Origin of the sequence: Parasphingorhabdus sp. (assembly GCF_039939955.1) — a bacterium.
In the GTDB taxonomy this organism is placed as follows: Bacteria; Pseudomonadota; Alphaproteobacteria; order Sphingomonadales; family Sphingomonadaceae; genus Parasphingorhabdus.
Genome location: NZ_JBDVHS010000004.1, coordinates 102,685 through 117,371 on the forward strand (window position 1 = coordinate 102,685; position 14,687 = coordinate 117,371).

The 14,687-nt window shown below is 54.8% G+C and carries 14 protein-coding genes; 9 read left to right on the top strand and 5 right to left on the bottom strand.

Annotation, left to right across the window (positions count from 1 at the left end; all coding sequences use genetic code 11):
- The first annotated feature begins 41 nt into the window (after positions 1 to 41).
- The 3 genes from tsaD (at position 42) to ABJG22_RS04860 (ending at position 3,671) form a co-directional block, all read left to right on the top strand.
- Positions 42 to 1,076 carry a tRNA (adenosine(37)-N6)-threonylcarbamoyltransferase complex transferase subunit TsaD gene (tsaD, locus tag ABJG22_RS04850; protein WP_348019124.1) on the top strand — a complete coding sequence of 345 codons (1,035 nt, stop codon included), beginning with the start codon at positions 42 to 44 and terminating at the stop codon, positions 1,074 to 1,076.
- Positions 1,073 to 2,068: an NAD(P)H-dependent glycerol-3-phosphate dehydrogenase gene (locus ABJG22_RS04855; RefSeq protein ID WP_348019125.1), complete on the top strand. Its 996-nt coding sequence runs from the start codon at positions 1,073 to 1,075 to the stop codon at positions 2,066 to 2,068. The genes tsaD and ABJG22_RS04855 overlap by 4 nt, the downstream gene beginning before the upstream one ends.
- A gap of 160 nt (positions 2,069 to 2,228) precedes the next feature.
- The gene (locus ABJG22_RS04860; protein ID WP_348019196.1) at positions 2,229 to 3,671 is read left to right on the top strand and encodes a lipopolysaccharide biosynthesis protein; all 1,443 of its coding nucleotides are present in this window, start codon (positions 2,229 to 2,231) and stop codon (positions 3,669 to 3,671) included.
- Here the strand turns inward: ABJG22_RS04860 and ABJG22_RS04865 are convergent, their stop codons facing one another.
- Positions 3,672 to 4,670 (bottom strand): adenosine kinase, encoded by a 999-nt coding sequence (locus tag ABJG22_RS04865; RefSeq protein WP_348019126.1) that lies wholly within the window; start codon positions 4,668 to 4,670, stop codon positions 3,672 to 3,674.
- Between the two features lie 108 nt (positions 4,671 to 4,778).
- Here ABJG22_RS04865 and ABJG22_RS04870 point away from each other — a divergent pair, with 108 nt between their 5' ends.
- Positions 4,779 to 5,468: an EI24 domain-containing protein gene (locus ABJG22_RS04870; RefSeq protein WP_348019127.1), complete on the top strand. Its 690-nt coding sequence runs from the start codon at positions 4,779 to 4,781 to the stop codon at positions 5,466 to 5,468.
- Positions 5,465 to 5,833 carry a hypothetical protein gene (locus ABJG22_RS04875; protein WP_348019128.1) on the top strand — a complete coding sequence of 123 codons (369 nt, stop codon included), beginning with the start codon at positions 5,465 to 5,467 and terminating at the stop codon, positions 5,831 to 5,833. The genes ABJG22_RS04870 and ABJG22_RS04875 overlap by 4 nt, the downstream gene beginning before the upstream one ends.
- Here the strand turns inward: ABJG22_RS04875 and queG are convergent.
- Complete coding sequence (queG, locus tag ABJG22_RS04880) at positions 5,819 to 6,874, bottom strand: tRNA epoxyqueuosine(34) reductase QueG (protein ID WP_348019129.1); 1,056 nt, start codon at positions 6,872 to 6,874, stop codon at positions 5,819 to 5,821. The genes ABJG22_RS04875 and queG overlap by 15 nt on opposite strands.
- Positions 6,875 to 6,918: 44 nt before the next feature.
- On the opposite strand from queG, the gene ABJG22_RS04885 reads away from it, so the two are divergent.
- From ABJG22_RS04885 to msrB, 4 genes are all read left to right on the top strand, one after another.
- Positions 6,919 to 7,881, top strand: a complete 963-nt coding sequence (locus ABJG22_RS04885) for an ATP-binding cassette domain-containing protein (protein ID WP_348019130.1) — start codon at positions 6,919 to 6,921, stop codon at positions 7,879 to 7,881.
- Positions 7,878 to 9,077: an ABC transporter permease gene (locus ABJG22_RS04890; protein WP_348019131.1), complete on the top strand. Its 1,200-nt coding sequence runs from the start codon at positions 7,878 to 7,880 to the stop codon at positions 9,075 to 9,077. Before ABJG22_RS04885 ends, ABJG22_RS04890 begins: the two co-directional genes overlap by 4 nt.
- A 115-nt stretch (positions 9,078 to 9,192) precedes the next feature.
- Entirely contained in the window at positions 9,193 to 10,509 is a 1,317-nt protein-coding gene (locus ABJG22_RS04895; RefSeq protein WP_348019132.1) for a cytochrome P450, read from the top strand.
- An 80-nt stretch (positions 10,510 to 10,589) separates the two neighbouring features.
- The gene (gene msrB, locus ABJG22_RS04900; protein WP_348019133.1) at positions 10,590 to 11,096 is read left to right on the top strand and encodes a peptide-methionine (R)-S-oxide reductase MsrB; all 507 of its coding nucleotides are present in this window, start codon (positions 10,590 to 10,592) and stop codon (positions 11,094 to 11,096) included.
- 9 nt (positions 11,097 to 11,105) lie between these two features.
- On the opposite strand, the gene ABJG22_RS04905 is transcribed toward msrB, so the two are convergent.
- From ABJG22_RS04905 to ABJG22_RS04915, 3 genes are read right to left on the bottom strand one after another with little or no spacing between them, the layout of a single operon-like run.
- Positions 11,106 to 11,483, bottom strand: a complete 378-nt coding sequence (locus ABJG22_RS04905) for a VOC family protein (RefSeq protein WP_348019134.1) — start codon at positions 11,481 to 11,483, stop codon at positions 11,106 to 11,108.
- Positions 11,484 to 11,538: 55 nt separating this feature from the next.
- Entirely contained in the window at positions 11,539 to 13,311 is a 1,773-nt protein-coding gene (locus tag ABJG22_RS04910) for a hypothetical protein (protein WP_348019135.1), read from the bottom strand.
- Positions 13,312 to 13,315: 4 nt separating this feature from the next.
- Entirely contained in the window at positions 13,316 to 14,686 is a 1,371-nt protein-coding gene (locus ABJG22_RS04915) for a sulfatase-like hydrolase/transferase (RefSeq protein WP_348019136.1), read from the bottom strand.
- Position 14,687 lies beyond the last annotated feature (1 nt).

The following is a 14,687-nucleotide window of genomic DNA, read 5'->3' on the forward strand; positions in this document are numbered from 1 at the left end:
AGCGCTTGTTCTAATGGTTTGAGCGCCTAAGTAAAAGCGTCATGAGCCTGATCTTGGGAATTGAATCCAGCTGCGATGAAACAGCAGCCGCGCTAGTTACTTCTGAGCGCGATATTTTGGCGCACAAACTAGCGGGTCAGGAAGCGGAACATGCTCCCTACGGCGGCGTGGTTCCCGAAATCGCCGCCCGCGCCCATGCCGAAATTCTGACGCCGCTGATCTCCGCCGCACTGGATGAAGCCGGGAAATCTCTGGACGATGTCGATGCCATCGCTGCTACCGCTGGCCCCGGCCTGATTGGCGGGGTGATGGTCGGCCTAGTCACCGGAAAAGCGCTCGCAATGGCAGCGGACAAACCGCTGATCGCCGTTAATCATCTGGAAGGCCATGCACTTTCGCCGCGCCTGGTCAATCCGAACCTCAGCTTCCCCTATCTGCTGATGCTTGTCTCCGGCGGCCATTGTCAGATTTTGCGCGTTGAGGGCCCCGGTCAATATCGGAGACTGGCAACGACGATCGACGATGCGGCTGGCGAAGCATTTGACAAGACAGCCAAGATACTCGGCCTCGGCTATCCGGGCGGCCCCAAGGTCGAAGCTTTTGCTCAACAGGGCGATGCCAAAGCTGTTCCCCTGCCCCGGCCGTTGCTCAAATCAAAAGAACCGCATTTCTCTTTTGCCGGACTGAAAAGCGCGGTCGTCCGCGCCCATCAAAGCGGTACGCACCGGCCCGAAGATATTGCCGCGTCCTTCCAGCAGGCCGTGGTTGATTGCCTGCGCGACCGACTGAAGAAGGCTATTCGTGATCATGGCAGCTGCAACCATCTTGTGGTTGCGGGTGGCGTCGCCGCCAATACCCCGATCCGCGCTATGCTCGAACAGGTCGCTGAGGAAAATGACATGGTCTTCACGGCACCGCCGCAATGGTTGTGTACCGACAATGCAGCAATGATTGCCTGGGCAGGTGCCGAGCGCTTTGCTGCCGGCCTGACCGATTCACTGGATTTTGTCGCAAGACCACGCTGGCCTCTCGACCCGACAGCGAAAAAAGCACGTGGCGCGGGGGTAAAAGCGTGACTGTTGCAACCGCAAAAATTGGTGTCATCGGCGCAGGCGCTTGGGGCACGGCTCTCGCACAAGTGCTTTCGGAAGATCAGGACGAGCTCCTGCTCTGGGCCCGCGAACCTGAAGTGGTTGAGCAGATCAACAGAAGCCATGAAAATCAGTCCTTTCTCCCAGACCATCAACTTCGCGACAACATAAGTGCAACGCAGAATTGGGACGCGATGGCGGCCTGTGATGTGTTGTTGATGGTAACACCGGCGCAGCATCTGCGCTCGACCCTTGAGGCGCTGCCCAATTCCAACGCAGCCCTCCTGCTATGCTGTAAAGGTATCGAGGCACAAAGCCAGATGCTGTTAAGCGAGGTAGCCAAGCAAGTGCGCCCGCAGAATCCACTAGCGGTCTTGTCCGGGCCAACATTCGCCCATGAAGTGGTGCAAGGTCTGCCAACGGCCCTGACGCTCGCTTGCGAAAACGAGGCCTTGTGGGATCGGCTCAATCCGCTGATCGCCAAGGCAAGTTTCCGACCCTATTATTCCGACGATGTCATTGGCGCGGAAATTGGTGGGGCAGTCAAAAATGTACTGGCCATTGGTTGCGGTGTTGTTGACGGCGCCGGCCTTGGTCAAAATGCGCGTGCATCGCTGATCAGTCGCGGTTTTGCCGAAATGCTTCGCTATGGTTCCGCGCGTGGCGCAAAAGCAGAAACATTATCAGGCCTATGCGGTCTCGGTGACTTAGTGCTGACCTGCTCGTCAACCAGCTCGCGTAACTTCTCTCTCGGCAAGGGATTGGGACAGGGCCAGTCGGCAGAAACGCTACTGTCAGACCGGACCACGGTCGCTGAAGGCGCCTCCACCGCGCCCGTCCTTCAGCAGGATGCAAAGGCCCGCCAAGTCGACATGCCGATCGTCGACGCAGTTTGCGCGATGCTAACCGGGAAAGCTGATGTTCAGTCTGTGGTCAGCGAACTCATGAAAAGGCCGTTGGTTTCTGAACGCGGATAGACCGGCAAGGCTTGATGATGACAAAATCCCGAAACTGCTATAGACAGATTTCCCTGATGCGAGCCAGCCGGAGAGCGATTTGAACAGTCCTGAACCATCAGGCACGGCTGATGCAGCGCCAACGGATGGCGACACGCCTGCGGACAAAAGCAAGGATGATATCGCCGCGCTGGCCAAAGGTGGGCGAACCAATATATTCGGCTTTCTGCTGCGCCTTGCCGCACGTCTACCGTTTTTGTTCATCGCGGGACGCATCTATGGTGCCGAAGCACTTGGCCGCTTCGCCTATGCAATATTGGTGGTGGAATTTGCGGCTCAATTGGCAACACTCGGGCTGAAGCGCGGCCTGGCGGCCCAGCTAAGCAAGACACAAAGGCCCCATGTGCATGTTGTCTGGGATGGCCTGCTGGTCAGCTTTCTAGCTTCAGGGGTCGCGGCTGGCATATTGATCGCCTTTCCGTTCATCATGTTTCCCAATAGTGAAATCAACGGCCTCGACCGGTTTTTACCCTTGGTCATATTCACGGTCGTGGGGGCCGACATCGCGCTCGCCGCCCTCGCCTATCGCTACGATATTGCTTCTACTGTGCGCGCCCGCTCAATCGTCGAGCCCTGGACGATCAGCATCGCCGCGTTTCTTTTCTCCTATTATTCGCTCCGCGACGGCCTGATCCTGTCCTATGTTGTGTCAATGATCGCGGCGCTGGCGGCATCGCTCTGGCCCCTGTTCAAAAGCTACGGTCTGCCGCACGGCTGGCGACCGGAGCCCCTGAAAATTGCCAGAATGGCCCGCCGCAACATGCCGCTCGCCGCGGCCGACGCCGCCGAATGGGGCTCGCGCCGGCTGGATCTGGCGATCCTAGGCCTGTTCGCATCCCCCGCAATCGTCGGTATCTATTATATCGCGCAGCAAGTCGCGAGCCTGCCGCAGAAGCTAAAAACCAGCTTTGATCCTATTCTTGGTCCCGTCATCACTCGCAATCTGGAGGCGGGCAATATGAAGGCCATTGCCCAACAAGTCAGCCAGGTCGGTTTCTGGATCATAGCGGCCCAAGTCGGCATTGCGCTAGCTCTGGCAATCCCAGGCGAAGCCGTGATGGGACTGGTTGGCCCAGGTTTCGTCGGAGGAACTGGCGCTCTGGCGTTTCTGCTGGCCGCCGAAGCCGTGGCCGCAACCGCCGTCGTCAGTGAATCAGCGCTGGTCTATATCGCACGTCACCGCAATTTGTTGATTTCGCTATCGATGCTCTTGCTGCAGGCCGCGCTCAGCGTCGCCTTCATCCAGATTTGCGTCTATCTCGGCTGGGGGCCATTGTTTCAAGCAGCAGCGGTCGCGGCGGCGCTGATGGTCGCACTCGCTTATGCTTCGATCGTCAAAGCAATTTTCCTGTCGAAGCTGCTCGATGCACCTGTCAACGGCTGGCGCTGGACCTTGCTAATCGCCATCGGTGTCGCCACTGCCATCGGCTATCTGGCGACCTACCTCCCGGAATGGGCGGAACTGATTATCGGCATACCGATGATATTAGGCAGCTATGCCTGGGTTATCTGGAAATGGGGCTTTGGACCGGAGGACCGGAAGCTTTTCAAAATGAAAAGCTGATTACCCCAGCCGTTTTTTCACCAATGCCCGCAGATCGGCTTCGGGACGCGCGCCATAGTGAGAAATCACTTCCGCTGCAGCGATGGCCCCGATGGTCAGGCATTCTGCCATCGGACGTTCTTCGATATAGCCGCTGAGGAAACCGGCAGCGAAAAGATCGCCTGCCCCTGTCGTGTCAACAATCTGGTCGACCGGTTCAGCCGTCACCGCCGTTGTCTTGCCATCACGAACCGCAATCGCCCCTTGTTCGCTTCGCGTCACCACCAAAGTTTCCACCTTAGCGGCGGTTTGCGCGACTGCCGTGTCAAAATCCTCGGTCTCGGCCAGCATCATGATTTCGGCTTCGTTGGCGAATAGAATATCAATCTTGCCGCCGTCGATCAGGCCGACGAACTCATCCCGGTGCCGGTCGATACAAAAACTGTCGGACAGAGTGAAAGCTACTTTCCGGCCGTTTTTGCGGGCAATATCAATTCCCAGCGCCATCGCCGCCTTGGGTTCGTCGGCATCCCACAGATAGCCTTCGAGATAGAGGATCGCTCCACTAGCGATCAGATCGGCATCCACCGCAGCTGGCGGCAAAAATTGCGACGCGCCCAGAAAAGTATTCATCGTGCGCTGCGCGTCCGGCGTGACAAAAATCAGACAACGACCAGTTGGTGGCTCTTTGCCGATCGGCGGCACATCAAAGTCGATTCCCGTTGCGCGGATATCGTGGGCGAAGACTTCGCCAAGCTGATCGTCAGCCACTTGCGCGATCAGCGCGCACTGGCGCCCCAGGGTGGATGCACCGGCAAGCGTATTGGAACCGGAACCGCCACTGATTTCGCGCGCCGGCCCCATATCGCGGTACAGTTCCTCTGCCCGGTCAGCGTCAATGAGGGCCATAGAGCCCTTGACCAGTTGTTCCTCTTCGAGGAAATCATCGTTGGACTGAGAAATTACATCAACAATTGCGTTGCCGATGGCGACGATATCGTAACGGGCTTCGGTGGTCATAAACAGTCCTTTTGGGGCAGAGTATAATCTTCCGAGTGCGTTAGGGGTTTGACTGAATACCATCAAGCAGAATTGACGCTGGCCGGGCAATCATGACATGAAGCACAAATGTTTCAGGCCTTTTCACGTTCCCTCGCGCAACTGACCGACCAAGCCATATTGGCGATCCTGCTAAGGGTTGTTCTGCTTACCCTCCTGCTATTCGTCATCTTCGGTGTTGCAGCCTATTTTGCTTTGGTGTGGCTATTTGCCTGGCTCGGCTGGACGGACGGCGGCTTTGCGGCCGCGGCGGCCGCAGCGGTCATCGCCATATTGACCGGGCTTTTGCTGTTCCGAATTCTTGCGATTTTTGTGCTCAACATCTTTTCCGATAACATTGTCGATGCTGTCGAACGGCAATATTATCCGGATCGAGCGGAAACGGCCAAACCGCCGGGCTATATGCTCGGCATCAAGATGGGCTTCGCTTCCGCTGGCCGCGCCTTGGGCTACAATATTCTCGCGGCACCCTTGTATATATTGCTCCTCGTCACCGGTATCGGCGTTCCGATCGCCTTTTTTTCGGTCAATGCCATCTTATTGGGCCGGGACCTTCAGGATATGGTCGCTGCTCGCCACATCACTGATCTTCAGAATTTTGACGCACCATGGCGCTTGCCCAAGATCGAGCGCTTCATTCTCGGACTGGCAGTAGGCCTGTTGTTGGCTATACCCTTCATCAATTTCCTTGCGCCGGTATTAGGAGCGGCTATGGCTACCCATCTGGTTCATGGGAAAAAGGAAGAACAGTCCACATGAAAACCAAATATCTCATATTGTTGAGCCTGCCAGCCCTGGCCGCCTGCGCCTCGACCACGACAGCAACAAGAAGCCCGAACCTACCAGCCGTTTCCGCTTCGCCGCTCAATAAGATCGCTGGCCTGGATATTGTCATGGGAAAGACCGCTGGTCAGCTCATACGCCTTTTCGGGAAACCACAGCTCAATATATCCGAACCACCGGCTCAAAAGCTGCAATTTGCTAGCGGCGCATGTATCCTTGATGCCTATCTCTATCCGTCAAAAGATGGCAAGACCAGTCGGGTCACCCATATTGACGCTCGCCGAAGCGATGGTGCGGCGGTTGACCGGGTCAGCTGCGTCAATGCGCTAAGGTTGCGCTGACGCCAATTCTTCTAACGCCCAACCAGCCGCGTCTCGGACCGCATCATCACCGTCATCCAAAAGCGCCTGAACCGGAGCTATCAAAGCCGGGTCTCCGCTATTTCCAGCAGCAATAAGCGCATTGCGCACCATCCGATCCCGGCCTGTTCGCTTTATCGGTGATCCCGAGAACACTTGCCGGAAACCAGCATCATCTAGCGCCAGCAGGTCCACCAATGCGGGGGCCGCCAGCTCAGCCCGTGGCAGGAAAGCCTTATTCGCCGCTCCCGCCTGAGCAAACTTGTTCCAAGGGCAAACAGCCAGGCAATCATCACAACCATAGATATGATTGCCCATTGCCTTGCGATATTGCTGCGGAATGGGGCCTTTATGCTCGATCGTCAGGTAGGAGATACAGGCTCTGGCGTCGAGCTTATAGGGCTCAGAAAAGGCGTTCGTCGGACATATGTCCTGACAGGCCGAACAGCTACCGCAATTGTCTTTACCCGGCGTCGATGATGGAAGGTCCAAGCTTGTGTATATCGCGCCCAGAAACAGCCAGCTCCCGTGATCCCGGCTGACGACATTGGTGTGTTTCCCCTGCCAACCAAGGCCCGCCGCTGCGGCGAGCGGCTTTTCCATCACCGGAGCGGTATCGACAAATACCTTTACCGCACAATCCGCCTGTTCCACCAGCCAACGCGCGGTCCGCTTGAGCGCGCCTTTCACAACATCGTGATAATCCTTGCCCTGCGCATAGACCGAAATACGGCCGTGATCGGAGACATCGTCCAAAGCGAAGGGATCCGTTGCGGGCGCATAGCTCATGCCGAGCATGATCACGGAGCGCGCTTCTGCCCATAGATTTGTAGGGTTGGACCGCTCATCCGCGCGGTTCTCCATCCAGATCATGTCGCCATGACAGCCATTCGAGAGCCACTGTTTCAAGCGTTGCTGCGTTTTGGGTGCCAGCGTTGCCGGGGCTATACCGAAGGCGACGAAACCTTCTTCCTTCGCCTTTATCTCAAGCGCTTTTTCCAATCTTAACTTGTCATCCGCCATAGGGTTTCTCTATCAAACACTCCCGTCAGATTTGAAAGCCGTAAATGCACGCACCCCATTCCGAATTTGCCATTGAAGCTCGCAATATCGTCAAACGATTTGACGAAGAAACGGCCGTCGACGGCATAGACCTGACCATCGAGAAAGGCAGTATATTCGGGATATTGGGGCCCAATGGTGCTGGCAAAACCACGACGTTGCGGATGCTGCTTGGAATAATCGATCCCGACGAAGGGGAGCGGTTTCTACTAGGGTCCCCGGAACCAATTTCCAAGGCCCATCAGGTTGGCTATCTTCCCGAAGAGCGCGGACTCTATCAATCGATGAAAGCTTTTGACGCCATTGCGTTCATGGGGGCTCTGCGCGGACTACCGCTGGCGGAAGGGCGACTGCGCGGACGCAAAATGATGGAAGATCATGGCCTTGGTGATGCAGCAGACAAACAAATCCGCCAGCTTTCCAAAGGTATGGCACAGACAGTACAATTGCTCGGCACCTTAGTCCACGAGCCAGATCTGATCATTCTCGACGAACCATTTTCCGGCCTCGACGCGCTGAATCAAGGCAAACTGGAACGTCTAATCCGCGATCAGGCTGATAAGGGAGTGACAATCATTTTCTCAACCCATGTGATCGCGCATGCTGAGCGGCTATGCGAAGAAATCGCCATTGTAGCCGACGGAAAAATCCCGTTCAAAGGCAAGGTATCAGCAGCACGTGATCGGTTGCGTCCACAGGTTCATCTCGAAACACGGAATCTCGATGGGCCTTGGCGCGCTGCCATCCCAGCGGACTGCAAGCCGCTCGGCCACAACTGGCATTTCACTTTACCGGAAAGCGGCGTCGAACCCTTGCTCCATGCCTTGGTAGAAGGTGGCGCCGGAATTGAATCCCTGTCGATCGAGCGCCCCGGCCTGCACGATGCCTTTGTTCAAATCGCTGGTGAAGCCGCCGCCCAGAAAATGGATGCCGATGCCATAGCTAGCAATATGGATGCAGCCACATGATTGAGACAATCCGCGCAGCCTTCGTCATTGCTCGCCGTGATTTCACCGCGATCATATTTTCGAAATCCTTCTTTTTCTTTTTGTTGGGACCGCTGTTTCCGCTCGGAATTGGCGTTGCTGCCGGGGGGCTTGGATCGCAAGTTTCTCAAGATATCGACAATCCTGTTGTCGGCGTCTCGCTCAGCGCAGCAGAAGCAGAAAAACTAACGACGGCCCGCGTTCGACTTTCTCAGAGTCTCGGCTCCCAATCCATGCCAAATCTCATTATACTGAAGGACTTCTCCGGTGAAGAAACCGACATTATTTCTAAGCTGGATAGCGAAAAATCACTGACGGCTATCCTATCCGGTACACTTTCTTCACCCGTGCTCACAGGCTCGGAACGAGACGTTAAACGATGGCGGGGTAAGATCGCATTGCTTGCGGAGACCGCGCTCTCTCAACCCGCAACCGTTGACGTCCAAACGAACTTCGTCAAACAAACCCAGAGCTCCAGCAAACGAATTCAACTGCTAACCGCACAAGCCGGCCAAGCCATTTTGATACTCTTGACGATGATCTTGGCGGGCATGGTTCTGTCCAATTTGGTTGAAGAAAAGACGAACAAGATCATCGAGATTCTTGCGGCAGCGATCCCAATGGATGCAATATTTCTAGGCAAGCTTTTTGCGATGCTAGGCATGGCCTTGGTCGGTATCACCGTATGGAGCACAATGGGCTTCTCAATGGCCTATCTCATCGGCGGTAACTGGAGCGCTTTGCCATCTCCCGCCGTCGGCTGGCCCTTGTTCTGCCTTTTGATGGTCGTCTATTTTTCGATGGCTTATCTGCTTTTAGGATCACTTTTTCTCGGGATCGGAGCGATGGCGACAACCGTGCGGGAGGTACAAACTCTGTCCATGCCCGTGACTATGGGACAATTGCTTGTCTTCTTTCTCGCCTATTCCTCGATCACCAAATTGGGCGAGCCGCTCGAATGGTTTGCCGTGCTTTTTCCATTCAGTTCTCCCTTTGCGATGATCGCGCGGGCAGCCCAGATGGACAATGTCTGGCAGCATGGCCTCGCGTTGGCATGGCAAGGTCTTTTCACGCTGATCATCATCCGCTTTTCGGTAATGCTCTTTCGCCGCAACGTCATGAAATCCGGACAGGCCGCCCGCAGAAGAAGCCTGTTCTCTAGAATCACTGGCAAATAGTCATGAGATTCACGGCATTTGCCGAAAAGGCGTTGACATTGCTGTTAATAGAGGCAGATTGAACAAGTTTTGAAACGCAACCGATTGCTGATACAAGCAACGGCAGGAGAGACTTATGGCATCCGTTCCGCAAATCGACCTCGACAATCTGACCACATCCCCCACTGCCGACGAGGCGCTGGAAGAATGGTACAAGAGCCACCCTTCGATCGCGGACAGCGACGCCAATCCCTGGGATGTCAGCCGCGCCGAACTGTACAGCAAGGACCTGTGGCGCAAGCCGTTCGCGGAAATGCGGGAACAGGCGCCGATCAACAAGGTCGAGGGCGGCGTCCATGGGGACTATTGGAACATAACCACATATAAACCCATCCAGCATGTCGAGGCACTGCCTGACATCTACTCTTCCGACGTTTCCCATGGTGGTATTACCATCGCGGAACCTGATTTCGATGATACCGATTTTCAGCTGCCGATGTTCATCGCGATGGATCGACCGAAACATACCGGTCAGCGCCGCACCGTCGCACCGGCCTTCACGCCGACCGAAATGAAGCGGATGGAAGACGAGATCCGCCAGCGCACCGAGGAAGTGCTCGACAGTCTGCCATGGGGCGAAAAATTTGACTGGGTGGACAAGGTCTCGATCGAACTGACGACCGGCATGCTGGCGATCCTGTTCGGCTTTCCCTGGGAAGACCGCCGGCTGCTGACTTACTGGTCCGACTGGGCTGGCGACGTGGAATTGTCGGTTGCGGAAGACCTGACCGAACAACGCCGACAGATTCTCTATGAAATGGGCGCCTATTTTACCAAGCTCTGGAACGAGCGGGTCGATGCGGAGCCAACGCCAGACCTGATTTCCATGATGATCCATTCGGAGCATATGCGCGATATGGACCCGATGGAGTTCATGGGTAACCTCGTGCTACTCATCGTCGGCGGCAATGACACGACCCGAAACACCATGTCCGGTGTCGCATATGGTCTGGGCCAATTTCCGGAAGAACGCGAAAAGCTCCAGCAGAACCCCGACCTGATTCCCAATGCCGTGCAGGAAATCATCCGCTGGCAGACCCCGCTTGCCCATATGCGGCGCACCGCTCTGGAAGATCACGACCTGTTCGGTAACCAGATCAAAAAAGGCGACAAGATCGTCATGTGGTATATTTCTGCAAACCGCGACGAAGAAGTTTTCCCTGAAGCCGACAAAATCATTGTCGATCGGGAAAATGCCCGGCGTCATCTAGCCTTTGGCTATGGCATCCATCGCTGCGTTGGTGCCCGCTTGGCCGAATTGCAGATCCGGATATTACTCGAGGAAATGCATAAACGGCGGATGCAGGTCAATCCGACTGGCAAAAATCGTCGGGTCCATGCCTGCTTCGTTCATGGTTTCCGCGAGTTGGAAGTCGAGCTCTCGAAATATTGATCAGTTCCCTTTCAGGCTTATCTCTGTAACCATTCTTCTTCCCGCTTCGAATGAAACGGGAATATTGAAAAGGACCGCAGATGAAGCTTCTTGATCGCCGTGCCGTGATATCCGGAACGCTGGTGGCTACTGGCGCTATTACCGTTGGCGGCCTTTCAGGACCGTTTAACGATGCAAAAGCACGAGCTGACGGAACGTTCAAAATCAATCGCACGCCGGAACAGTGGAAACAGAGACTAGGCGCGGCCCGCTATAGGATATTGCGCCGCGCAGGTACTGAACGTGCCTATTCCAGTCCCCTGAACAACGAAAAGCGCAAGGGTGTATTCGCCTGTGCTGGCTGCAATCTCGGTCTCTATAAATCGGATAAAAAATATGACAGCGGCACCGGTTGGCCAAGCTTCTGGGCACCGATCGCCAAAGACCGGATCGGCACGACCACCGATTATAAAATCGGCTATCCGCGAACCGAAGTCCATTGCGCGCGCTGCGGCGGGCATCTTGGGCATATTTTTAATGATGGTCCCAAGCCAACCGGCAAAAGACATTGCATCAACGGTCTCGCGTTGAAATTCATTCCTGCGTGAGCCGAGTGATCAGGTTTCCGGCGCATCTACCTGTTGCCAGAATTCCAATTTGATGCCGTCGCAATCCAGTATCCAAGCAAACTTGCCATATCCTTCATCAATCTGCCCCAAAATCTCTAGGCCTTTGTCTTTGAGGCGCTCGACATAAGAATCCAGATCATCAACCCGCAGATTGATCATGAACTTTGCCTCGCTGGGCTTCAGATAGTCACTATCCTCAGGAAAGTGACTAATAAGGCTATACGGCTTTTCGCATTTCTCTTCTGACCAATTGAGCATCGGACCATATTCACCATCCAACCCCAAATTGTCCTTATACCATTTGCGTGTTGCCGCTGGGTCCTTCACCAAATGAAAGACTCCACCGAGCCCTGTGACCCTTGCCATTTCAATCTCCATGGTTCTGATTCTTGTGCGCCCAATGGTCAAAAGCTATCATATTTTACAGTTTGTTACGCAAGTCTTTTGACACTATTCGCCAGACCCTCAGGCCATTGTCCCGTAATTGGACAGATTGAAGCCAGTCCGGTTTCTCACCTTTGATCAATTGGGCCCAGAATCCTTCCGGATATTTCCTCACGTAGAGTTCCAATTCCGGATCCCCATCACAGGTGACGATGTAACGGATATTGTGTTCTTTCAATAAGTTGCGAGCCACGTCTGTTGACGAGGTAAATATCCGTATCTGGTCACCCATTGCTTTATCATTGCGGTGGTGGCTGGTGGCGAGGACGCTATGCGGGGTCATCAACAAAATACGGGGCCCAAAATTAAATGGGGCGACAATGTTGGATCGAGGAAAGCGATTGAGCGCGGCAAGCGACTCATCATTATTGCACCTAGCGATATCAGCCGATGAGTCGGTTTGCTGATGGCCTCCAGCCACAATATCGAAAATCCCAATGGCGAGCGGTCCCGGCATGATTAGAAACACAATGGCTACGGTGGCCAAAATACGCATTACAGGTCGTTTGACCGTGCGTGCCCGGACGAAGGCCTGATGGACTGCCCATGCCATGAACGGCAACGCGTAAGCCGCAGCAACAGCCGTCGCGCGCTGAACAAACAAGGACAAAACCAACGCCCAAAGAAAGGCATAGCCGAGCAGAAACAGTTTGCTACGGTCCATCGCAACCGGCTGCGATCGCAGGATATATAGCAAGCTAGCCAAGCCGACGATGATCGAACCACCGAGCAAGGTCACCATCGTCTTCCATTGCTGATACCAGATAGGCAGCCCCTCAAGGACATTGACCAGCCAATGGTCACGCACCAATGGATCCATCGTATTGAATGCGCCGCCTATACATTGCGGAGCGGAGGCATGAAGAACCGCCAACGCAGCCCCTCCTGCGATCGCAAGAGCACCAATACGCAAAGCGATATTGGATGGTAGAAGCTTTATCGCTGGCAAAATTACAACAGCGCCAGCGGTGCAAGCCCATAGATGGGCCGGAGAAAGCGCGTCGCAATAGTTGACGGCCCTATCAAAGCCACCTTGGGTAGCGAGATATAAGACAAAGCTGGATAGCAAGAAGGACAGCAACGTCCAGAACAGCCGCACTCCCTCATCGGTTTGGAAGACCCAGCGAAACGTCAGCAAAACGACAAAAGCAACAGATAAAGGCAAGCCTTCCAGCGAGATCGAAAGCCAGAGTGCAAGCGCAGCGCCCAACGCCATTCCTCCCTTGCGTTTATCCGGCCAGAACATCGTCCAAAGCGCGGTCAGTGCCAGAACGATCTGCCAGCCATGATGATCAACCCGCATCGGTCGAATTTGCGCAACAATAGGAACTGCGGTGGCCATCAGGGCAGCTGCCAGAAGACCGATCTTACGGTCAAAAATCTGTTCGCTAATTTTGGTGATCAGCCACATGGCAATACCAAGGGTCACCAGCGGCACGATGACCATGGCTGCGGTTTCCGCGCCGGTCACACCGATCAACGGCTTGAGCAGCAGAAAGATCAATGCCAGCGGCAATTCGATCCAGCGGGGCCAGTGCATCGGTTGGCTGTCCGGTTCACCGATCCGATACTGCGTGGTGTCAAACCAACTCTGTCCGCCAATCCAATCGCGCAGTTGAACCATGCGAAGCTGATCGTCTGGATCCCAGCCAATACCCGTCATGATCTGACCGCTGGTTACGAGAACGAGCACCCCGCAGACGACGAGCCAGATCAACAATAATGGTAGATTGCCGCGCAAGCGTTCCAAAATATTACCCCTTGGGCTGTGAGCCTTTAGCCTTCAGATAAAGCCATGGAACCCGTTCGGGGTCAAATTGTGAACGATGATGACGATCAAAAAACGGCGGCATATGGTCGCCGACCAACAAGATATCTGCCTCCGGGAAATCGTCCGCAGTAATTTCTTTGATCAGCGCCTGGTCGATATCATCAAATATGGAAAACTGGCGGCAGATCATTGGATAGTCACGGGCCAGCTCAGCCGATACTTTTTCGCAGTTTCCAGTGTTGAGATTTTGTTGGGTCGGAACCGGCAAATGGGTGTTCAGCGTCAACCAATATTGGAAAGTCGGCTGCTGTGCTCGTTTCAGATTTTCAGCCAGCATTTTCGGCACCTGCCGATCACAGGCCCCTGAAAAAACCCCGCCGCACCATTCTGCACCTCGCTTTTCAAGATCTGCAGCAAATTCGCGCTTTTGGAAACCGATCTTCGGATACCAGGTCGCGCGCTTGAAAAAGGGCGCTTTGAAACTGTGCATCGCTTGGGTGGCATAGCCTTTTTCGACCAGCTGCACGGGCAGACAATTCGCTGTCTTTGCGTCATCGCTATTGAGCAATTCATAATAATCACCCCAGCGACCGCAAAGTTCGCGCATCTCGCCGGCTGTCGTGCTGTTATAATAGAGGCTACTGCCCTGGCTAACATCATAACGGGCGTTGACTGCGCTATCGTTATAATAGGCAAACAGCTTGTCAGCCATCGCTTGGTTGTTCTTGGGCAGACCAAGCGATTCAACCATGATCAGCACCAAATGGCGCTTGCCATCAGCGCGCGCAGCAAAGCCGGATTTTTCGACGGCTGATTCAAAGCTCGCACCGACAGGAGCTGGCCGGAAATAATGACCGCGCATCCCTTCACCGACCGCGGCATCCGCACCGACGAGGCCAAAGACCAACGCTCCACCGAGCAGGATATGCAACGGTTTGGAGAAGTTCGTATCGCGCTTGAGTAGGAACCAACTGCCGATCAATATGCCGCCCATCACCACCGTCGCGGCAATATATTCCATCGAATTGCTGGGTTTAATCTCGGCAAAAAATTGCAGCGAGTAAAGAAGAGAATCGAGCGTCAGGCTGAACAGGCCCGAGACGAAAGAAAGCAGAGAAAAGATCATCACAGCGACAAAGGCGCACCATTGTACAGCCCGCGGCATCCGTTTGACGATAAGTCCAAAGAGGCCAGCCAGCGCAATCGGAATCGTACGCGGTGGTGCTCCGACCATCCACATCGCCATGAAGGGAATATTCGCCAGAACAACCCAGACCAGTGCCCAATTCAGAAATTTCTTAAACTCTGAACTGAACCGATGCCGGCTTGTGGGCGCTTCAATGGCAATATCCATC

What these genes read in the sequence shown, in the direction of transcription:
- tsaD (WP_348019124.1), top strand. Translation starts at nt 42, where the DNA reads ATGAGCCTGATCTTGGGAATTGAATCCAGCTGCGATGAAACAGCAGCC.
- ABJG22_RS04865 (WP_348019126.1), bottom strand. Translation starts at nt 4,670, where the DNA reads ATGACCACCGAAGCCCGTTACGATATCGTCGCCATCGGCAACGCAATT.
- ABJG22_RS04870 (WP_348019127.1), top strand. Translation starts at nt 4,779, where the DNA reads ATGTTTCAGGCCTTTTCACGTTCCCTCGCGCAACTGACCGACCAAGCC.
- ABJG22_RS04875 (WP_348019128.1), top strand. Translation starts at nt 5,465, where the DNA reads ATGAAAACCAAATATCTCATATTGTTGAGCCTGCCAGCCCTGGCCGCC.
- queG (WP_348019129.1), bottom strand. Translation starts at nt 6,874, where the DNA reads ATGGCGGATGACAAGTTAAGATTGGAAAAAGCGCTTGAGATAAAGGCG.
- ABJG22_RS04885 (WP_348019130.1), top strand. Translation starts at nt 6,919, where the DNA reads ATGCACGCACCCCATTCCGAATTTGCCATTGAAGCTCGCAATATCGTC.
- ABJG22_RS04890 (WP_348019131.1), top strand. Translation starts at nt 7,878, where the DNA reads ATGATTGAGACAATCCGCGCAGCCTTCGTCATTGCTCGCCGTGATTTC.
- ABJG22_RS04895 (WP_348019132.1), top strand. Translation starts at nt 9,193, where the DNA reads ATGGCATCCGTTCCGCAAATCGACCTCGACAATCTGACCACATCCCCC.
- msrB (WP_348019133.1), top strand. Translation starts at nt 10,590, where the DNA reads ATGAAGCTTCTTGATCGCCGTGCCGTGATATCCGGAACGCTGGTGGCT.
- ABJG22_RS04905 (WP_348019134.1), bottom strand. Translation starts at nt 11,483, where the DNA reads ATGGCAAGGGTCACAGGGCTCGGTGGAGTCTTTCATTTGGTGAAGGAC.
- ABJG22_RS04915 (WP_348019136.1), bottom strand. Translation starts at nt 14,686, where the DNA reads ATGGATATTGCCATTGAAGCGCCCACAAGCCGGCATCGGTTCAGTTCA.